Origin of the sequence: Streptomyces pratensis, from assembly GCF_016804005.1 — a bacterium.
In the GTDB taxonomy this organism is placed as follows: domain Bacteria; phylum Actinomycetota; class Actinomycetes; order Streptomycetales; family Streptomycetaceae; genus Streptomyces; species Streptomyces pratensis_A.
Genome location: NZ_CP051486.1, coordinates 7,909,234 through 7,928,976 on the forward strand (window position 1 = coordinate 7,909,234; position 19,743 = coordinate 7,928,976).

The 19,743-nt window shown below is 68.0% G+C and carries 15 protein-coding genes; 8 read left to right on the forward strand and 7 right to left on the reverse strand.

Translation table 11 applies throughout. The annotated features are described in order from the left end of the window. Window positions 1-4 precede the first annotated feature (4 nt). Both HED23_RS33280 and ssd read right to left on the reverse strand, forming a co-directional pair. Entirely contained in the window at window positions 5-1,153 is a 1,149-nt protein-coding gene (locus HED23_RS33280; protein WP_203187020.1) for a TadA family conjugal transfer-associated ATPase, read from the reverse strand. Then, on the reverse strand, window positions 1,150-2,289 hold the full coding sequence (gene ssd / locus HED23_RS33285; RefSeq protein WP_238442204.1) for a septum site-determining protein Ssd: 1,140 nt from the start codon (window positions 2,287-2,289) through the stop codon (window positions 1,150-1,152). Before ssd ends, HED23_RS33280 begins: the two co-directional genes overlap by 4 nt. 501 nt (window positions 2,290-2,790) lie before the next feature. Between ssd and HED23_RS33290 the strand changes: the two genes are divergently transcribed. Then, a complete protein-coding gene (locus HED23_RS33290) occupies window positions 2,791-3,645 on the forward strand; it encodes an HAD family hydrolase (protein WP_203187022.1) in 855 nt (284 codons plus the stop codon). A 463-nt stretch (window positions 3,646-4,108) separates the two neighbouring features. Here HED23_RS33290 and HED23_RS33295 read toward each other — a convergent pair whose 3' ends face one another. Next, complete coding sequence (locus tag HED23_RS33295) at window positions 4,109-4,933, reverse strand: oxidoreductase (RefSeq protein WP_203187023.1); 825 nt, start codon at window positions 4,931-4,933, stop codon at window positions 4,109-4,111. Between the two features lie 102 nt (window positions 4,934-5,035). Here HED23_RS33295 and HED23_RS33300 point away from each other — a divergent pair, with 102 nt between their 5' ends. Further along, window positions 5,036-6,031 carry an ATP-binding protein gene (locus tag HED23_RS33300; RefSeq protein ID WP_203187024.1) on the forward strand — a complete coding sequence of 332 codons (996 nt, stop codon included), beginning with the start codon at window positions 5,036-5,038 and terminating at the stop codon, window positions 6,029-6,031. 28 nt (window positions 6,032-6,059) lie between these two features. On the opposite strand, the gene HED23_RS33305 is transcribed toward HED23_RS33300, so the two are convergent. Continuing rightward, complete coding sequence (locus HED23_RS33305; RefSeq protein WP_203187025.1) at window positions 6,060-7,379, reverse strand: hypothetical protein; 1,320 nt, start codon at window positions 7,377-7,379, stop codon at window positions 6,060-6,062. A 299-nt stretch (window positions 7,380-7,678) separates the two neighbouring features. Here HED23_RS33305 and HED23_RS33310 point away from each other — a divergent pair, with 299 nt between their 5' ends. From HED23_RS33310 to HED23_RS35565, 6 genes are all read left to right on the forward strand, one after another. Further along, window positions 7,679-10,195: a SulP family inorganic anion transporter gene (locus HED23_RS33310; RefSeq protein ID WP_203187026.1), complete on the forward strand. Its 2,517-nt coding sequence runs from the start codon at window positions 7,679-7,681 to the stop codon at window positions 10,193-10,195. A 186-nt stretch (window positions 10,196-10,381) separates the two neighbouring features. Further along, the gene (gene acs, locus HED23_RS33315) at window positions 10,382-12,349 is read left to right on the forward strand and encodes an acetate--CoA ligase (protein ID WP_203187027.1); all 1,968 of its coding nucleotides are present in this window, start codon (window positions 10,382-10,384) and stop codon (window positions 12,347-12,349) included. 356 nt (window positions 12,350-12,705) lie between these two features. Continuing rightward, window positions 12,706-14,157 (forward strand): Na+/H+ antiporter NhaA, encoded by a 1,452-nt coding sequence (nhaA, locus tag HED23_RS33320; protein WP_238442205.1) that lies wholly within the window; start codon window positions 12,706-12,708, stop codon window positions 14,155-14,157. A 39-nt stretch (window positions 14,158-14,196) separates the two neighbouring features. Next, window positions 14,197-14,727, forward strand: a complete 531-nt coding sequence (locus tag HED23_RS33325) for a phage holin family protein (RefSeq protein WP_203187029.1) — start codon at window positions 14,197-14,199, stop codon at window positions 14,725-14,727. Then, the gene (locus HED23_RS33330) at window positions 14,724-15,698 is read left to right on the forward strand and encodes an alpha/beta fold hydrolase (protein WP_203187030.1); all 975 of its coding nucleotides are present in this window, start codon (window positions 14,724-14,726) and stop codon (window positions 15,696-15,698) included. Before HED23_RS33325 ends, HED23_RS33330 begins: the two co-directional genes overlap by 4 nt. Before the next feature lie 105 nt (window positions 15,699-15,803). After that, window positions 15,804-16,007, forward strand: coding sequence for a hypothetical protein (locus tag HED23_RS35565; protein ID WP_238442206.1), 204 nt, complete (start codon window positions 15,804-15,806; stop codon window positions 16,005-16,007). Window positions 16,008-16,458: 451 nt separating this feature from the next. On the opposite strand, the gene HED23_RS33335 is transcribed toward HED23_RS35565, so the two are convergent. The 3 genes from HED23_RS33335 to nth form a co-directional block, all read right to left on the reverse strand. After that, window positions 16,459-17,664 carry a MarP family serine protease gene (locus HED23_RS33335; protein WP_203187031.1) on the reverse strand — a complete coding sequence of 402 codons (1,206 nt, stop codon included), beginning with the start codon at window positions 17,662-17,664 and terminating at the stop codon, window positions 16,459-16,461. Window positions 17,665-17,755: 91 nt separating this feature from the next. After that, entirely contained in the window at window positions 17,756-18,493 is a 738-nt protein-coding gene (locus tag HED23_RS33340; RefSeq protein WP_203187032.1) for an NUDIX hydrolase, read from the reverse strand. A gap of 211 nt (window positions 18,494-18,704) precedes the next feature. Beyond that, the gene (gene nth / locus HED23_RS33345; protein WP_386465265.1) at window positions 18,705-19,547 is read right to left on the reverse strand and encodes an endonuclease III; all 843 of its coding nucleotides are present in this window, start codon (window positions 19,545-19,547) and stop codon (window positions 18,705-18,707) included. Between the last annotated feature and the right edge of the window lie 196 nt (window positions 19,548-19,743).

Sequence of the window (19,743 nt, forward strand, 5' to 3'; positions counted from 1 at the left end):
GCCGTCACGGCTTCTCCTCGATCAGCACCCGGAGCCGCTCCCAGCCCTGCTGCGGTTCGAACCCACCGGCGCCCCATCGCAGCGTCGGCACGGTGAAGACGAGGCCGGTTCTGTCCCGCTGGAGCACATGTACTTCCGCCAGACGCCGCTGTCCGCTCCTGTCCCGTACGAGATGGACGACCACGGACAACGCCGCTGCCAACTGACTGTGCAGGGCCTCCCGGTCAAGGCCCGCAGCCGTCCCGAGAGCCTCCAGACGCGCCGGAACATGCTCGGCCGCGTTCGCGTGCACCGTGCCGCAACCGCCTTCGTGTCCCGTGTTGAGAGCGGCCAGAAGCTCCGTCACCTCGGCGCCCCGGACCTCTCCCACCACCAGTCGGTCGGGACGCATACGCAAAGCCTGGCGCACCAGGTCCCGCAGCGTCACCCGCCCAGCACCTTCCTGATTGGCGGGACGCGATTCCAGACGGATCACATGCGGGTGGTCCGGGCGCAATTCCGCCGAGTCCTCGGCAAGCACGATGCGCTCGCGCTCACCGACCGCCCCCAGCAGACTCGACAGCAGAGTCGTCTTCCCTGCGCCTGTTCCTCCGCTGATCAAATAGGAGACCCGGGCCTCGACCAGTGCTCTCAGCAGCCGGTCCCCGCCGGGCGGGACGGTCCCCGCCGCCACGAGCTCCGCCAGTGTGAAGGCCCTGGGCCTCACCACCCGCAGGGAGAGGCACGTCGAGCCGACGGACACCGGTGGCAGGACCGCGTGCATGCGCGTCCCGTCCGGCAGCCGGGCGTCAACCCACGGCCTGGCGTCGTCCAGGCGGCGCCCCGCTACCGCGGCAAGCCTCTGCGCCAGCCTCCGAACGGCTGCCGCATCATGAAAAGTGACTCGGGTCAGCTCGAGTCCGCCGCCGCGGTCCACCCACACCCTGTCCGGAGCGGACACCAGCACATCGGTCACCGACGGGTCGGCCAGCAACCGCTCCAGCACGCCTGTGCCGACCAACTCGCCCCGCAACTCCTCAGCCGCGCCGAGGACTTCCGTGTCACCGAGCAGACGGCCCTGTGCCCTCAGAGCGGCCGCAACCCCTGCCGGGGTGGGCGCCGCACCGCTGCGGGCCAACCGCTGGCGCACGGCGTCGAGCAAGGCCTCGGTCATGACGCCCCTCCCCCTCCAGGCCGGGCCAGGGAGCCGTTCGAGCGGCCCGGGGAATCAGCAAGATCCCAGAAGGCCGCGCAGAAACGAGCCAGTGTGCCGCGAGAATTCCCGCCCGGAGGCACACCACTGTCCTGAGCCGAGGGCAAGCCGGCCTCCGGAGGCAGGTCGCCGACGAGTGGGAGTCCGAGGGCCTGCGCCACCCACTGCTCGTCCAGGCCTGCCGCGTAGGGGCCCCTGGCGACGACCCGTAGGTCCTCCAGGACTCTCCGGGCAACGGATGCCACACGCTGCGCTGCCGCGACCGCTCTCAGCTCCCCGGGCACGACGAGCAGCCCTACGTCCAGCTGCGCCAGTGCCTCTGCCACGCTCTCATCGACTCGCCTCGGCAGATCCACGACCACCACTCCGCCGAGTCGGCGGGCTGCGGCGAGCACCGACCGCATGGCCTGTGGCGGAACGATCACTTCGTCCTCCCTGCCCCAGCTGAGCACACGCAGACCGTGCAGTGCGGGCAGGGATTCCTCCAGCGCCCCTCCGCCCAACCTCCCTTTGGAGCGAGCGAAATCCGGCCACCTCAAGCCCTCGGATTCCTCACCTCCGAGCATCACGTCGATCCCGCCGCCCAGGGGGTCGCCGTCGATCAGCATGGCGCGTCGGCCGGACCGCGCCGCCGTCACAGCAAGCGCACAGGCCAGCGTGGACGCGCCGGAGCCTCCACGTCCTCCCATCACTCCGACAGTGAGAGCAGACCGGCCCACACCCTCCACCGCATTGGCGATCTGGTCGACGAGCCAGCCTTCGGAATCCGGCAGCCTCAGCACATATTCAGCCCCGATCTCGACTGCACGGCGCCATACACCGGGGTCGTCCTGGTCGCGTCCGACGAGCATGACGCCGGGCCTGCGGGACGCCCCGCGGCACCCACGCGCCGCATCGTCGCCCACCAGAATCATCGGGGCTCGTTCCCAGCTCTCCTTCTCTCCCGGAGGCCCGTGATGCACCTCGGGCACTGCCCCGGCCGCCGCGCACAGCCTGAGCAGATCGTCCAGCAAATCCGCGTCCTCGGTCACAATCAGCGGCCCGCCCCGCTGCCCTTCGGCGCCCGGCGCTCCTTCGCCCGCGCAAGATCCAGCCACGATCTCCACCCTCTCCCACTGACCCTCAGCACGGTTTCGCGGCGATCTCGAGTGCTTCCGAGATGCGCGGTTTCCGAAACCCGCGGACTTCGCGAGTGGAATCAACATGCATCGGGGTGGAAAAACATGTGGATCTTGCTCAAAAACTGTGGACAACGCCGCCGTTGTGAATATCTCGGTAGCTCGTACAGGGGACTTTCGCACCGCAACTATTCCGCTACGCACGGTGACGATGCATGATCGAGTGGATCCACTCGCGAGCGAGCCGACGACGACGACAAGACAGGGAGTGGCCTTGCCTTCTGACCGGAAAATGCATCCGGACATGCGACGACCCCCGCCGGGGGGGAGAGCGGGGGTCGTCCCCACGGCCGACTCGGGGGGGGGAGGAGTCGGACCGGGGTTAGCACGGTCGCGAACGATCCGTGACTTCCATGGTGTACCCGAGCGCCTTCTCAGGCAAACCCACCCGCCGGACTTTACGCCGAATGGCGGGCCCCTATGCTCACCATTGTGGAAAACTGCTTCTCGCCTCGCACAGCAGCCTTCTTTGACCTGGACAAGACGGTCATTGCGAAGTCATCGACACTGACCTTCAGCAAGTCCTTCTACCAAGGCGGGCTGATCAACCGCCGTGCCGTACTGCGCACCGCGTACACACAGTTCGTGTTCCTCGCCGGGGGCGCCGATCACGACCAGATGGAGCGGATGCGCGAATACCTCTCAGCGCTCTGCAAGGGATGGAACGTCCAGCAGGTCAAGGAACTCGTCGCCGAAACCCTGCACGACCTGATCGACCCGATCATCTACGACGAGGCGGCCACTCTCATCGAAGAGCACCACACCGCCGGGCGCGACGTGGTCATCGTTTCGACCTCTGGCGCCGAAGTCGTCGAGCCGATCGGGGAACTCCTCGGTGCCGACCGGGTCGTGGCGACACGGATGGTCGTGGGCGACGACGGCTGCTTCACCGGAGAGGTCGAGTACTACGCCTACGGGCCGACCAAAGCCGAGGCGATCAAGGCCCTCGCAGAATCGGAGGGCTACGACCTCTCGCGCTGCTACGCCTACAGCGACTCCGCCACCGACGTACCGATGCTGGAGTCGGTCGGGCACCCGCACGCAGTCAACCCGGACCGGGCGCTGCGGCGAGAGGCCACCCTCCGGGAATGGCCGATTCTCGTCTTCGACCGACCGGTCCGGCTCAAGCAGCGCCTACCCGCATTCTCGATGCCGCCACGGCCGGCACTCGCGGCCGCGGCCGCCCTGGGTGCGGCCGCGGCAACAGCCGGGCTGGTCTGGTACGCCAGCCGTCGCCGCGCCGCCGCTCGCCGCCTGGCAGGCCGGCCCGACTGACAGACCTCCCGTCCGTGCATGACAGTGGGGCACTCGCCGAGGCCGGTTACCGATGTCCGGCTTGAATGCATTTGAACATAAAAGTAAAGAAGTGTGGGCAGGCCTTCCGCTCCCATCGATCCTGGAGTACAAAGGACTCAACGGCCCGCGAGACCAGGGACATCCGAGAGGATTACCTTTCACGCACACAAAGGCCCCACGGACCGAGCATGAAAGCCGAGTACCCACGCGACGTCGACCCGTCGATTACGGGCCAGCCGCACCAGGTGACGGGCAAAGAACCCGACCTGATGGGCAAACATCGAGGACGCTTGGTAACTGGGCGGACATGCCAGCGGCGGTACCGGAACCGGTACCGCCGCAACCCTTTCGGGGCCCGTCCGGACTTCGAGGAACACGCCCAGGTGGGCGCACCTGTCGCGGAACCGAGCGCTTGGCACGCCACGCCCGGGCGACGCCACTGCTAGGCGGCACCGCGCTGCAGTGCCTCACAAACCGCCGTGGACTCCCTGACTCCCAGTTCCACCGAGCGCCCACAATGGGCGATCCAGGCGGCCACCCCTTCCGGCGTTCCCGTCAGGTATCCCTCGAACGCAGCCACATAGGCCGCACGCCCCTGCTCCGCATGCCCGACTTCGGCAGGGCAGATCGACTTGGGGTCGAGTCCACTGCCGATCAGCACGATCCGCTCGGCGGTCCGGGCGACCAAGCCGTTGTGCGAACCGAAGGGGCGCAGCGCCAGCAATTCACCGTGGACCACCGAGGACATCACGAGCGCGGGCGCGGAGCTGCCGGCGATGATCAATTCCGACAGCCCTTCCAACCTCCCCGACACCTCACCCGCACCTGGAACAGGCGCCTCGATCAACGGCTCATCGACCGGCTCACCCGCCAGCCGGGGCCTGCCGACCATGGCGTCGGGCGCTGCGCCGCCTGCCGCGACCAGGTGCAGACGGGCCAGCACACGGAGCGGCGACTGTCGCCAGATGGAGAGCAGCTGCCCGGCTTCCGCCGTGAGCCTCAGGGCGGCACCGACGGCACGGGACTCGCCCTCACCACTGAAGTCCGTGCGTCGGCGCACTTCCTCGAGATTCCAGTCGGCCCCCGAGAGCGCCGCCGAACCGCGGGCCCCTCGAAGGGCCGCCTCCGCAGTGACCTCGTTGCTGCGGCGCCGCATGACCCGATGCCCGTAGACCCGGTCCACAGCCTTGCGTACGGAGTCCACCGCGTCGGCGACCCCCGGCAGGGCACCCAGGGCGGCAAGCGGGTCCGAGGAAGTCGTACTCATAAGTAGGGAGGCTACGCGCCCCCAGTGCGAATACCGCCCCGGAGTGGTCTTCTTCACGAACCTTGACAGCACTGAGCGATGACACCGCTACCCTAGGTGAACATGAAGATCGCTTTCGTAGGGAAGGGCGGCAGCGGCAAGACCACGCTGTCTTCGCTCTTCATCCGCCACCTCGCTGCCAACGAAGCCCATGTCGTCGCGGTGGACGCCGACATCAACCAGCACCTCGGGGCCGCCCTCGGCCTGGACGAGGACGAGGCCGCCGCCCTGCCGGCCATGGGCGCCCAACTACCTCTCATCAAGGACTATCTCCGCGGGAACAACCCCCGCATCGCATCCGCCGCAACAATGATCAAGACCACACCGCCCGGGGAAGGCTCCCGGCTTCTGCGCGTCCGTGAGGACAACCCTGTCTACGACGCCTGCGCCCGCACGGTGCGTCTCGACGACGGAGAAATCCGCCTGATGGCCACCGGCCCGTTCACCGAGTCCGATCTCGGCGTCGCCTGCTACCACTCGAAGGTCGGGGCGGTAGAGCTCTGCCTCAATCATCTGGTCGACGGCCCGGACGAGTATGTGGTGGTCGACATGACGGCGGGCTCGGATTCGTTCGCATCAGGAATGTTCACCCGCTTCGACATGACGTTCCTGGTCGCCGAACCGACCAGGAAGGGCGTCTCGGTATACCGCCAGTACAAGGAGTACGCGCGGGACTTCGGTATCGCTCTGCGAGTGGTGGGCAACAAGGTGCAGGGGGAGGACGACCTCGACTTCCTCCGCTCCGAGGTCGGTGACGACCTGCTGGTCGGTGTCGGCCAGTCCGACTGGGTCCGGACCATGGAGAAAGGCCGGCCGGCCCCGTTCGACCTGCTGGAGGCGGACAACAGGATGGCGCTGCAGGCCCTGCAGAACGCGGCGGAGGACTCCTACGAGCTGCGCGACTGGGAGCGCTACACACGTCAGATGGTGCACTTCCATCTGAAGAACGCGGAGAGCTGGGGCAACGAGAAGACGGGAGCCGACCTGGCCGCCCAGGTCGACCCCGCCTTCGTCCTGCATGAGCACCGCGCGGAAACGGGCGCCCGCCAGCCGGTCTGAATCGGCTGGAGCGTCGGCGATGTGATCCCTAGTCCGCGCTCCCGCCGGATCCCTTGCCTGCCGGCTGATCAGCCGGCCTGGCAGGCACGGGACTGCCGGCAGCCTTGCCCGGAGCCGTGCCCGCAAGGAACGCGGCCCAGCCCGGCTCGGGCGCCTGACCCACCTTCAGCGTCCCGAGTTTGGCGAGCGTTGCCGGGTCCTGGGCATCCAGCCAGTCGGCAAGCTGGCGGAAGGAGACACACTGCACATCCTGCTTGGTGCACACCGTCTTGATCGTCTCTTCGATCGCACGCATGTACGTGCCGCCGTTCCAGGATTCGAAGTGGTTGCCGATGATCAGTGGAGCGCGGTTCCCGTTGTAGGCGCGATCGAATCCCTGAAGCAGGCCGTCGCGCATCTGATTGCCCCAGTACTCGTGCTTGCCCGGGTCGCCCTGCGTCGTCCCGGACTGGTTGAACATGAAGTTGTAGTCCATCGAGAGCGTCTCGAACGCTCGCCCCGGTACAGGGACGAGCTGCAGGGGGAGGTCCCAGAGCCCTTCCTTCTTCGCAGGCCAGACCTGGTTGCCGACGCCACTGGAGTCATAGCGGAATCCCATGGTCCGCGCCGCTGCGACCATGTTCTTCTGCCCCTCCAGGCACGGGGTGCGGGCGCCGATCAGCTCCTTCTCGTAGTCGAAGGGCAACGGCGCTTCGCCCTTCAGGCCCGGGACGTTGGTCTTCCAGCTCTTCACGAACGCCTTCGCCTGGCTGATCTCGCTCTTCCACTCGTCGACCGACCAGGTACCGACGCCCCCGTCCGGCCCGCAGAAGTGCCCGTTGAAGTGAGTGCCGATCTCATTGCCGTCCAGCCATGCGGCACGCAGCTCCGTCAGCGTGTGACGAATTCCCTCGGCATCGTTGAACCCGATGTCGGAACGGCCCACCGAATGCTGGGGCGGGTCGTAGAGCCCCTTCTTCTCCTCCGGCAAGAGGTACACGCCACTGAGGAAGTACGTCATCCGGGCGTCGTACTTCTTCGCGACCGAGCGGAAATGGGAGAACAGCTTCTGGCTATCCTCTCCGGCCCCGTCCCACGAGAACACCACGAACTGCGGGGGCTTCTGGCCGGCCTTGAGGCGCTTGACCCGGGGGAGTTTCGGCTGGGCTCCCGTGAAGGCGGTGGACCCGTCGCCGATGAGGTTGACCGCCCCCTTCGGCGCGGCTGCCGGAGAGTTGCCCTCCGCGCCGGGGCCCGACGTCTTCCCGGTTCCAGGTGCAGTCCCGGTGGCGCCCGAGCAGCCGGCCAAGCCGGCGATCAGCGCCGTGACCACGGCACCCAGGGCGATCCGCTTAGTGGCGGCCATCATCCGTCCACCCTCTTCCTTGCAGGATTCGTGCGTTGAAGTGCTGACACGGCGCGGTCAACCTCACACACAGCACTGCCGGGATTTGTATGACAAGACGGTCGAAAAACTGCTTATTCACTTGAAAGAGTGAGCAATTGGGCCATTTGCTCGAAAACATGGACTTCATTCTTTACTCTCCATTACTATTCATTTACGGAGAGTTGAGAAATCCCGCCGCTGTGCCCCACCGCTGCACGCCGTGACCCACGGCCGCCGTCACTCACATACCGCGACCGCGCTGCCCCGGAGGAGACGGGAACATGTCTGCCTGCGCCCCTACCCGCAACGATCACTCGACCTGCAGTTCAAGCCCTTCCCGGGCCTCTGGATTCAAGCGTCCCCACAGTCCGCCACCACCGCTTCGCGGCGGCCGCTTCCGCGTCTCGGGCGCGGATCTGTCCGCTTCCATCACCGTTTTCCTCATCGCCGTTCCCATGTCGCTCGGGCTCGCCGTCGCCATGGACGCCCCCCTGGCTGCGGGCCTTGTCTCGGCGGCGATCGGTGGCATCGTCGCCGGGCTGCTGGGCGGTACACCCCTTCAAGTCAGTGGCCCGTCCGCCGGTCTGACCGTGGTCACAGCAGAGTTGATCCAGATCTACGGCTGGCGCACCACGTGCGCGATCACCGTCGGCGCGGGGCTGCTGCAGATCCTGCTCGGCTCCCTGAGAGCGGCCCGCAGCGCCCTTGCCGTCAGCCCGGCCATCGTGCACGGCACACTCGCCGGCATCGGTGTGGCCATCGCCCTCGCCCAGCTGCACATCGTGCTCGGCGGGGCCCCACAGAGCTCGGCTCTCGACAACGTCCTGTCACTTCCCTCCCACCTGGCCCAGTTCGATCCGGCGGCCCCCTTCATCGGAGCTCTGACGATCCTTCTTCTCGTCGCGTGGCCACGCCTGCCGGGACAGCTCGGAGCAGCGCTGGGCAGAGTTCCCGCCGCGCTCGCCTCAGTGGTCATCGCAACGGCTGTAGCAGCCCTGGCGACCCCCGGCATCACCCGGGTGGACCTTCCGTCATGGCACTCGCACGCACTGCCTGAGCTGCCACACGGCCCGGTGGCCGCGCTGGCAACGGCGGTATTCACGGTCATGCTCGTGGCCAGCCTCGAATCCCTGCTGGCCGCGGTCTCCGTGGACAAGCTGGCCGCAGACCGGTCCACGGCCCTGTCCAAGGACGGAAACGGTCCGACACCGCCGGCGCCCGTCAAGCGATCGGATCTCGACCGGGAGTTGCGGGCCCAGGGTGTCGCCAACGCGGTGTCAGGGCTGGCCGGAGGGCTCGCCGTGTCCGGTGGCGCCGTGCGCAGTTCGGCGAACGTGCGGGCGGGTGCGGAGAGCCGCGCCTCCACCGTGCTGCACGGGGTCTGGGTCCTGCTCGCGGCCCTCCTGCTGGTCACAGCCCTGGAGTTGATCCCGCTGGCCGCGCTGGCCGCCCTGGTGATGGTGGTGGGCATCCAGATGGTCAGTTTCGCCCACATCCGCAAGGTCCACAGGCATCGGGAATTCCTGGTGTACGGCGCGACGATCAGCGGTGTGATTGCCGCCGGGGTGCTCGAAGGCGTGGCGATCGGCATCGTCGTGGCAGTGGCCGTCGCCCTGCACCGCCTGGCGCGCACACGGATCACCGTGACGGAGCAGGACGGCCGCTACCTGGTGGCAGCCCGCGGCCAGCTGACGTTTCTTGCCGTACCGCGTCTCAGCCGGTTGCTCGGGCGACTGCCACAAGGGGTGCACGCCGTGGTCGAGCTGGACGGCTCTTTCATGGACCACGCGGCGTACGAGACCATCCAGGACTGGTACACGGCGCAGACGGCGTTGGGAGCCCAGATCGAGTTCACCGGACGCTCCGGTGGCCGGATCGCCGAGCCTGCGTCCACCGCGCACTCGTGTTGCCGCCCCTGGACACCATGGCGCAACCATCACTGCCACGACCGTCTGGAGGACACCCCACCGGCCACCCCCCTCCCTGCCCCGGACGACCTCTCGAAGACGTCCTCGGCCGCAGTCCCTGGACGTTCCCCGGGTCACCGGGGCGGCGCCCATCGACTGCTCAGCGGCCTCAGCTCATTCCAGCGGACCACCGCCCCCCTGGTCCGTGAGGAGCTGGCACGGCTGGCCGCCGAGGGGCAGCGTCCTTCACAGCTGTTCCTCACCTGTGCCGACTCCCGCCTGGTCACCAGCATGATCACCGCCAGCGGCCCGGGTGACCTCTTCACCGTGCGGAACGTCGGCAATCTGGTGCCGCCACCGGGCACCGGGGACGCGGCGAGCAACGACGATTCCGTGGCTGCCGCAATCGAGTACGCGGTGGATGTGCTGGAGGTGGAGTCCATCACCGTGTGCGGGCACTCCGGATGCGGAGCCATGCAGGCCCTGCTGGGGGTCGCCCCCGAGGCACCCCGGACACCTCTGTGGCGCTGGTTGCGGCATGGACTGCCGAGCTTGGAACGTATGCGTTCCCGTCACCACTCCTGGGCGCGTATCGCCGGCAGGCTTCCCACCGACGCTGTGGAGCAGCTCTGTCTGACCAATGTGGTGCAGCAGTTGGAGCACCTGCGGGGGCACGAATCGGTGGCCCGCCGACTGTCTGCAGGCACCCTCCAGCTGCATGGCATGTACTTCCACGTCGGTGAGGCGCAGGCCTACCTGCTGACCGAGGGTGCCAGTACCGGTACCGGGCCCGACGAGGTCTTCGTGCGGGTCGCCCCCGGCGCCGTATGGGGTGCGGAGCCCGATACCGATCCACTGCTCACAGCCCCCGGTACGACAGTCGGCACCTGAACCACTCACATACCCGGTCCGTGAGACCTTGTGGTCCCGCTTTCGCAACGCACAGCGCTGCTTGCGGAAGCGGGACACGTGGCTCCCTACAGCGAGACACAGGTCTAAACCAATTCCCGGCAGACACTTGTCACCTGGCCCGCGGCCTGATGAGCTGTCCTCCGGGACACAACGGACACCCTGGGAATGGGAGATGTCGTGAGCAACGAAAGTCTGGCCAATCTGCTCAAGGAGGAGCGGCGGTTCGCACCGCCTGCCGATCTGGCCGCGAACGCCAACGTCACAGTGGAGGCGTACGAGCAGGCCGAGGCGGACAGGCTGGGCTTCTGGGCCGAGCAGGCCCGCCGCCTGACCTGGGCCACGGAGCCGACCGAGACGCTCGACTGGAGCAACCCGCCCTTCGCGAAGTGGTTCGCGGACGGTGAGCTCAACGTGGCGTACAACTGCGTGGACCGGCATGTCGAGGCCGGCAACGGTGACCGGGTCGCGATCCATTTCGAAGGTGAGCCCGGCGACAGCCGCGCGATCACCTACGCGGAGCTGAAGGACGAAGTCTCCCGCGCGGCCAACGCCCTCACCGAGCTCGGCGTCGGCAAAGGGGACCGGGTCGCCGTCTACCTGCCGATGATCCCGGAGGCTGCCGTAGCGATGCTGGCCTGCGCCCGCATCGGCGCGGCGCACTCGGTGGTCTTCGGCGGCTTCTCCGCGGACGCCATTGCCGCCCGCATCCAGGACGCCGACGCCAAGGTGGTCATCACCGCCGACGGCGGCTACCGCCGCGGCAAGCCCTCGGCGCTCAAGCCCGCCGTGGACGACGCCGTCTCCCGCATCGACAGCGTCCAGCACGTCCTGGTGGTCCGGCGCACCGGGCAGGACACCGCATGGTCCGAGGGCCGCGACGTCTGGTGGCACGAGATCACCAGCAGGCAGTCGGCCGACCACACGCCCGAGGCCTTCGACGCGGAGCAGCCGCTCTTCATTCTCTACACGTCGGGCACCACGGGTAAGCCGAAGGGGATCCTGCACACCTCCGGGGGTTACCTGACCCAGGCGGCGTACACCCACCACGCGGTCTTCGACCTCAAGCCCGAGACCGATGTGTACTGGTGCACCGCCGACATCGGCTGGGTGACCGGACACTCGTACATCGTCTACGGCCCGCTGGCCAACGGCGCGACCCAGGTCATGTATGAGGGCACGCCCGACACACCCCACCAGGGGCGCTTCTGGGAGATCGTCCAGAAGTACGGGGTCACGATCCTCTACACGGCACCGACAGCGATCCGTACGTTCATGAAGTGGGGGGACGACATCCCCGCCAAGTTCGATCTGTCCTCGCTGCGTGTCCTCGGTTCGGTCGGTGAGCCGATCAACCCCGAGGCCTGGATCTGGTATCGCAAGCACATCGGCGCCGACACCTGCCCGATCGTGGACACCTGGTGGCAGACCGAGACCGGCGCCATGATGATTTCTCCGCTTCCCGGCGTCACGACGACCAAGCCTGGTTCGGCCCAGCGGGCGCTGCCCGGTATTTCCGCCACTGTCGTCGACGACGAGGCACGCGAAGTACCGAACGGCGGGGGCGGCTATCTCGTCCTGACCGAGCCGTGGCCGTCGATGCTCCGCACCATCTGGGGTGATGACCAGCGCTTCATCGACACCTACTGGTCACGCTTCGAGGGCAAGTACTTCGCCGGTGACGGTGCCAAGAAGGACGAGGACGGCGACGTCTGGCTGCTGGGCCGGGTCGACGACGTCATGCTCGTGTCCGGGCACAACATCTCGACCACCGAGGTCGAGTCCGCCCTCGTCTCCCATCCGTCGGTGGCGGAGGCCGCCGTGGTCGGCGCCAATGACGAGACGACCGGTCAGGCCATCGTCGCCTTCGTGATCCTGCGTGGCACGGCCACCGCTTCCGACGAGCTCGTCGCCGAGCTGCGCAATCACGTCGGCACCACTCTGGGGCCGATCGCGAAGCCCAAGCGCGTGCTGCCGGTGGCGGAGCTGCCGAAGACCAGGTCCGGCAAGATCATGCGCCGCCTGCTGCGCGATGTGGCCGAGAACCGCGAGCTGGGAGACGTCACCACGCTCACGGACTCCTCGGTCATGGCTCTCATCCAGACGCAGCTGCCCTCCGCTTCTTCCGAGGACTGAGGGCGGCACAGGAGCGACCAGAACGACCAAGGAGGGGCAGGGACGGGCCAAGGCCTCGGCAACAGCCGGGGTTGGTGTGAGGTCCGTTCCTGCTCCTTCGTCCTCGAAGCGCACACCGGAAGCCACCCGGGTGCCCCCTTCGGGCCGCCGGAGGCAGTGCAGCGCCGAACGGGTGCCGGGGCTCGCTTCCGGGGTGTGGGCACGGGATCCGGATACGGTTCCGATACCCCAGGTAGAGTGGCAGTTCGGTAGGCGGGGACGTCAGGACCATGACCTACACGCCTAGCGTAAGCACGAGTACCCGGCAAACAACCGCATAGAAGAACTCCACAGGGGCGCCGGGAAGTCTGGTCGGCATGTGTATTCGCCATGCCACCACTGCCGCAACCCACCCGGAGGTCTCCCCCGTGACCCCGCCCGTCCCCCCTTCCGACCGCCGTACTCTGCTCGGCCGGCTTCCCCTCCCCGAGCGCAACTACGTCGCCGAGGCCCTGCGTACCGAGACCGTCGGCGGGGTCATTCTGCTCGTCGCGGCCGTTACCGCGCTGATCTGGGCGAACTCCTTCGGCTCGTCCTACGCGTCCGTCAGCCGTTTCCACTTCGGGCCCGAGGCCCTGGGGCTACACCTCTCGGTGTCCCACTGGGCAGCCGACGGACTGCTCGCCGTCTTCTTCTTCGTAGCGGGCGTCGAACTCAAACGCGAGCTGGTCGCCGGCGAACTCCGTGACTCCCGGGCCGCAGCTCTGCCCGTCGCCGCGGCGCTCTGCGGTATGGCGGTCCCCGCGGTCGTCTACACGCTGACCGCTCTGCTGGGTGGAGGGTCCCTCGCCGGCTGGGCCGTCCCCACCGCCACCGACATCGCGTTCGCGCTCGCGGTTCTCGCGGTCATCGGAACCTCGCTGCCGGCGGCGCTACGCGCCTTCCTGCTGACGCTCGCTGTTGTCGACGACCTGTTCGCGATCCTCATCATCGCCGTCTTCTTCACCGAGAACATCGACTTCCTGGCGCTCGGCGGCGCCTTCGCCGGCCTGGTCGTGTTCTACGTGCTGCTGCGAACCGGAGTGCGGGGGTGGTACGTCTATCTGCCGCTCGCCCTGGTCGTCTGGGGGCTGATGTACAACAGCGGCGTGCACGCCACAATCGCCGGCGTGGCCATGGGGCTCATGCTGCGCTGCACCAGGCGCGAAGGAGAGGAGCGGTCCCCTGGTGAGCACATCGAGCACCTGGTCCGCCCGCTGTCGGCGGGTGTCGCGGTTCCGTTGTTCGCCCTGTTCTCGGCCGGTGTCACCCTCAAGGGCGATGCCCTGGCCGGCGTCTTCACCCGGCCCGAAACGCTCGGGGTGGTACTCGGTCTGGTCGTGGGCAAGACGGTCGGCATCTTCGGCGGCGCCTGGCTCGTCACCCGCTTCACCAGAGCCGAACTGAACAAGGATCTGGCCTGGGCAGATGTCTTCGCCGTGGCCACGCTGGCCGGTATCGGCTTCACCGTTTCGCTGCTCATCGGGGAGCTCGCCTTCACGGGCGACGAGAGCATGATCAACGACGTCAAGGCGGCAGTCCTCATCGGTTCCCTCATTGCCGCCGTACTCTCCGGTGTACTGCTCAAACTGCGGGTACGCAGATACAGGACGCTGTACGAGGCCGAGGAACTCGACGCGGACGAATCAGGAGTGCCCGACGTCTACGAGCAGGACGACCCGGAGTACCACCTGCGCATGGCCGCGATCCACGAGAGGAAGGCAGCCGAGCACCGGCGCCTTGCCGAACGGGCGGGGGCAGCGAGCAGCAAGCCGGACAGTCCGGCATGATCTGACATCGGATGTACGGAAGAGGAGAGGGAGTCAGGGATGAGCGACCCCGGCAACTACGCGGGCAGCACCGACCGTAGTCTCGGACAACTGTTCGCTTCGGCGACCGCTGAGATGTCCGCGCTGGTGCACGACGAGATCGCCCTGGCCAAGGCCGAGGTGCGTCAGGACGTCAAGCGCGGTGTGATCGGCAGCGTGGCGTTCATCGTCACGGGTGTACTGATCCTGTTCGCGATCCCGGTGCTGAGCTTCGCCGCGGCCTACGGGATCCACAATCTGGGGCTCGGGCTCGCCTGGTCGTTCCTGATCGTCGGCGGTGCGTTCATTCTGCTGGGAGTCCTGCTCGCCCTCTTCGGGCTCGCCAAGTTCAAGAAGGTCAAGCCCCCGGAGAAGTCCATCGCTTCGGCCAAGCAGACCGCAGCGGTCCTCCAGGGAGTCAAGCCGCATCCCCGACCCGTCATCAGCGCGCACGCGATCGAGCAGGCCCAGGGCAGCACACTCGCCGACAAGGCCATCGAGAACCGCCCTGTCCAGGACAAGGCCCTCCCTGTGACACGCTCGTCCGCATGACCGACCCCGATTTCACATCCGGCCCGGTGGGGCCGCTCGGACCGACCTCCGGTTCCGGCAGCCCCGTCCGCCTCGACGGGCCGTGGACCCACCGTGATGTGGCGGCCAACGGCGCACGCTTCCATATCGCCGAGCTCGGCGACGGTCCCCTGGTGCTGTTGCTGCACGGTTTCCCGCAGTTCTGGTGGACCTGGCGCCATCAGCTGACCGCTCTGGCGGACGCCGGGTACCGCGCGGTCGCGATGGACCTCCGGGGGGTCGGCGGCAGCGACCGCACGCCCCGGGGCTACGACCCCGCGAATCTGGCGCTCGACGTGACAGGCGTGATCCGCTCGCTGGGCGAGCCGGACGCGGCACTCGTGGGGCATGACATGGGCGGCTACCTCGCCTGGACGGCGGCCGTGATGCGGCCGAAGCTGGTCCGGCGGCTCGTGGTGTCCTCGATGCCGCACCCGCGTCGCTGGCGTTCCTCGATGCTCTCCGACTTCGCGCAGTCCCGGGCCGGCTCGCACATCTGGGGCTTTCAGCGGCCCTGGGTTCCTGAGCGTCAGCTCGTGGCCGACGACGCCGCTCTGGTCGCACGGCTGATCCGTGACTGGTCGGGACCACGCACCTCCGACTTCCCCGACGACGAGACGGTGGACGTCTACCGGCGCGCGATGTGCATCCCGTCGACGGCACACTGCTCGATCGAGCCCTACCGCTGGATGGTGCGCTCCCTGGCACGTCCCGACGGCGTCCAGTTCAACCGACGGATGAAGCGCCCGGTGCGTGTACCGACGCTGCATCTCCACGGCTCGCTCGACCCGGCGATCCGGACCCGCAGTTCCGCGGGGTCCGGCGAGTACGTCGAGGCGCCCTACCGATGGCGACTTTTCGACGGTCTGGGGCACTTCCCCCACGAGGAGGATCCGGTCGGCTTCTCGACCGAACTCATCAACTGGCTGAAGGACCCGGAGCCCGACCGGTAGTCGATGGGCACAGGTGTCCGACGAACAGCCAATTGCCTGCCGCATAAGCCAATTGGCTGACTCACGCACGATTACCGACCTTGTGTCAGGGGCAGACGTCGAGGTATGGGCTGGACGCGCGACTTCAATGACGCAGCACGCAACCGCCGCTCGACCGCTCCTGCTGGTCCGAGCATTCACGAGGGGGGCGGCTCCCGGAGCCGGGTGCACGATGTGAGCGATTTCCATGATCTCCGGCTGGGCATTCCGCGCATTCTCCACCGCCGGGCCCGCTGGGTCTCCGCGCGCCTGCGCCACCCCCGCGGGTGACGCACAGGCCGTCGGACAACACACCACGCGCAGGGCCCCGGGCCGTTGAGGCCCGGGGACTGGGTGTGGCATCCGTACCGCGACAGCCGGTGGGGCAGCGCCCCTGATCTCCGGCCGGACTCCGACCCCCGCCCGGACAAACCGCGCGGCAGGGCACGGCCGGGGACATGGTCCGTCCCCGCCACGCCCAGAACACGGCCTTCCCACCTCCCTGACCAGGAATCTCTCCCTACCCAGGGATCTCCCTGTCCCGGGATCTCCTGGACAGGGCCGAGGTTCTCTTTCCGTCCTTGGGCCGGGTAGCTGTCCCCAGTCGGCTCATACGCCTGCCCACGGCCGATGACACGGCCGGCTCCGGGTCGTTACGGGCCTTCGGCTCCGGCCGGCACGACGCACGGTGCCCAGGAGAGCTGGGCGTGGTCGTCGGCCGGCCCGAGTCGGCATCTGTCCCTCAGAGGGCGCAGCCCTGGCTGTCGACCTGCTGGGCGGTGGACTTGCCGAGCTCGATGTCCTCTCGGATCTCGTCGGCCGTCAGCGCGTACCCCGTGTCCGGGTCGTCGAGCGACTTGGCGAACACCACTCCGTACACCTTGCCGTCAGGAGTGAGCAGCGGGCCACCGGAGTTGCCCTGGCGGACCGTCGCGAAGAGCGAGTACACGTCGCGCCGCACAGTGCCCCGGTGGTAGATGTCCGGGCCGTCGGCGTCGATGCGGCCCCGGATGCGAGCGGAGCGTACGTCGTAGGCGCCGTTCTCCGGGAAGCCGGCGACGATGGCGCTGTCACCGCTCCCCGCGTCGTCATCGGTGTCGGTGAAGCGCAGCGGCTCGGCGTCCAGGTCCGGTACGTCCAGTACGGCGATGTCCCGCTGCCAGTCGTAGAGAACGACCTTGGCGTCGTACAGCCTGCCCTCGCCGCCGATCTGGACCGTGGGCTCGTCGACTCCGCCGACCACGTGGGCGTTCGTCATCACACGGCGGTCGGAGAAGACGAAACCGGTCCCTTCGAGGACCTTGCCGCAGCCAGGTGCCATGCCGACGACCTTGACGATGGACTTCTTGGCACGGGTGGCGACGGGGCTTCCTGCCAGTGCCGGATCCGGGGGGTCGACCTCGGTGATGGGCTCGTTGGCGAAAGGACTGAAGACCTGAGGGAAGCCGTTCTGCGCGAGGACGGAGGAGAAGTCCGTGAACCAGTTGGAGGCCTGATCGGGCATCACCCGGGAAACCCCGAGCAGGACCGAGGAACTGCGGACCTCCTTGCCCAGCGTCGGCAGCGACGTACCCGCCAGCGCGGAGCCGATCAGCCAGGCCACCAGGAGCATGGCCACCACGTTGACCAGGGAACCGCCCGTGGCGTCCAGAGCACGGGCCGGCGACCACGTGATGTATCGGCGGAGTCGGTTGCCTAGGTGCGTGGTGAAGGCCTGGCCCACGGACGCGCACACGATCACGATCACGACCGCGACGATGGCGGCGGTGGAGGAGACTTCCGACCCGTCGGTCGCCTGATCCCAGATGACCGGCAGCAGGTAGACGGCTACGAGGCCGCCCCCCAGGAAACCGATCACGGACAGGATGCCGACGACGAAACCCTGGCGGTAGCCGATGACCGCGAACCACACGGCGCCGACGAGCAGCAGGATGTCCAGCACATTCACCGTCTATAGCCTCGCAGATTCGTCACCTGGCCCGTCCGGTTCGACGGGGTCCGGGCCAGGCCCGGAACAGCGCAGCACGGGAGTCAGCCTGTCATGCGCGCCAGTCGAGCGGCACCTGCCTGGTCCTGTCCCAGGGGCGTTCCCACCCTGCGTAGTGCACAATCCTGTCGATCACACCGGCTGTGAATCCCCACACCAGTGCGGATTCGACCAGAAATGCGGGGCCTCGGTGCCCGCTCGGATGGACGGCTGTGGCGCGATTGGCCGGATCCGTGAGATCCGCCACTGGGACGGTGAAGACCCTGGCGGTCTCGGCCGGGTCGACGACCCCGACCGGGCTGGGCGCCCGCCACCAGCCGAGGACAGGCGTGACGACGAAACTGCTCACCGGAATGTAGAGACGGGGCAGTACGCCGAAGAGCTGGACACCGCTCGGATCGAGTCCGGTCTCCTCCTCGGCCTCCCGCAGCGCGGCCCTGAGCGGCCCGGTGGTCATGTGGTCGCCGTCCTCGGGGTCGAGGGAGCCTCCGGGGAAGGACGGCTGGCCGGCATGTGAGCGCAGGGTTCCGGAGCGCTCCATCAGAAGCAGTTCCGGACCGTGCTCGCCCTCGCCGAAGAGGATCAGGACGGCGGACTGACGGCCTGCGCCGTTCTCCGGGGGGAGGAAACGGCTGAGCTGCTGGGCCTTTACCGTCTGTGCCGCCCTGGCCACGGGGTCCAGCCAGGCAGGCAGACCGGCGGTGGACACGGTGAGCGCGCCGTCGTCGGGCTCGCCCGTCTCCGTGGCGGCCGCGTCGGCTGCGGCCCGTGTGCTCTGTGCGTGCGTCATGGGCACCCCCGTCGTTCCAACGCCTGTCGCCTGCCATTTCGTTCCGCTTCGTTCCGCGCGGACCCACCCGCAGGCAGGTGGTGCCGCCGCGCGCCTCCCGGCCCCGCCCGCAGGCAGGGAAAGGTGATGCTCACCTGCTCCGCCCTGCTGCCGGGAAAGGGCCTCGCGCCCCTCGGCTCCACCCGCTCATCGGCCCTGGGAGAGTCGCCGCTCACCCAGCTCCCAGAGGCGGGGCGGGAATGCCCGGGTAGTCCGGGGGCGGGCTGAGGCGCTGGCCCGGATACCCGCCCATCTCGTACTTCAGGAGCTTCTTCGCCTTCTCGGGATCCGTCTCACCCTCCCCGTAGGCGGGGCAGAGGGACGCGATCGGGCAAGCGCCGCACGCGGGCTTGCGGGAGTGGCAGATACGGCGGCCGTGGAAGACCACGCGGTGCGAGAGCATCGTCCACTCACTCTTCGGGAAGATCGCCGCGATCTCCGCCTCGACCTTCTCCGGGTCCTCCTGCTCGGTCCATTTCCACCGGCGGACCAGCCGCCCGAAGTGCGTGTCCACCGTGATGCCGGGCACGCCGAACGCGTTGCCGAGGACGACGTTGGCCGTCTTGCGGCCGACGCCCGGCAGCTTGACGAGATCCGCCAGGCGGCCCGGTACCTCTCCGCCGAAGTCGTCCCTCAGGGCGGCTGACAGCCCCAGGAGGGACCGCGCCTTGGCCCTGAAGAAACCGGTGGGCCGGATGATCTGCTCCAGCTTCTCGGGAACGGCAGCGGCCATGTCCTCGGGCGTCGGATAGGCGGCGAAGAGCGCCGGGGTGGTCTGGTTGACCCTCAGGTCGGTGGTCTGGGCCGAAAGAACCGTGGCCACCAGGAGTTCGAAGGGATTCCGGAAATCCAGCTCGGGGTGGGCGTACGGATAGACCTCTGCCAGCTCGCGGTTCATCCGGCGGGCACGGCGCACCATCGCGAGATGCGACTCCGGCTTCGCGGGCTTGCGGGACGCCGCCCCCGTCGAGCCGATTGCGGCATTTTTCTTACTTCGTCCACTCTGTTCGCCCACAGCGGAATCCCTGTCTCCCGACACCCCATCAGCCCCCTTGGCCTGCGCTCTCACCGGCGTTCCGGACACCCGGCCAGCCTAGAGCCAGGGGCCGACATCTGCCCCGGTCACCACGTATCCACGCCCAATCGGCCCCCTGCCGTAGGGTCCGGCACGCCCGTGCGTCAAACTGGTTTGTGATCGATCGCACTGTTTT

Excerpts from the sequence above, each read along its gene's own strand:
- HED23_RS33305 (WP_203187025.1), bottom strand. The coding sequence starts at position 7,379 with ATGATGGCCGCCACTAAGCGGATCGCCCTGGGTGCCGTGGTCACGGCG.
- HED23_RS33295 (WP_203187023.1), bottom strand. The coding sequence starts at position 4,933 with ATGAGTACGACTTCCTCGGACCCGCTTGCCGCCCTGGGTGCCCTGCCG.
- nhaA (WP_238442205.1), top strand. The coding sequence starts at position 12,706 with ATGTGTATTCGCCATGCCACCACTGCCGCAACCCACCCGGAGGTCTCC.
- HED23_RS33310 (WP_203187026.1), top strand. The coding sequence starts at position 7,679 with ATGTCTGCCTGCGCCCCTACCCGCAACGATCACTCGACCTGCAGTTCA.
- acs (WP_203187027.1), top strand. The coding sequence starts at position 10,382 with ATGGGAGATGTCGTGAGCAACGAAAGTCTGGCCAATCTGCTCAAGGAG.
- HED23_RS33330 (WP_203187030.1), top strand. The coding sequence starts at position 14,724 with ATGACCGACCCCGATTTCACATCCGGCCCGGTGGGGCCGCTCGGACCG.
- HED23_RS33300 (WP_203187024.1), top strand. The coding sequence starts at position 5,036 with ATGAAGATCGCTTTCGTAGGGAAGGGCGGCAGCGGCAAGACCACGCTG.
- HED23_RS35565 (WP_238442206.1), top strand. The coding sequence starts at position 15,804 with ATGGGCTGGACGCGCGACTTCAATGACGCAGCACGCAACCGCCGCTCG.
- HED23_RS33340 (WP_203187032.1), bottom strand. The coding sequence starts at position 18,493 with ATGACGCACGCACAGAGCACACGGGCCGCAGCCGACGCGGCCGCCACG.
- HED23_RS33325 (WP_203187029.1), top strand. The coding sequence starts at position 14,197 with ATGAGCGACCCCGGCAACTACGCGGGCAGCACCGACCGTAGTCTCGGA.
- HED23_RS33280 (WP_203187020.1), bottom strand. The coding sequence starts at position 1,153 with ATGACCGAGGCCTTGCTCGACGCCGTGCGCCAGCGGTTGGCCCGCAGC.
- HED23_RS33290 (WP_203187022.1), top strand. The coding sequence starts at position 2,791 with ATGCTCACCATTGTGGAAAACTGCTTCTCGCCTCGCACAGCAGCCTTC.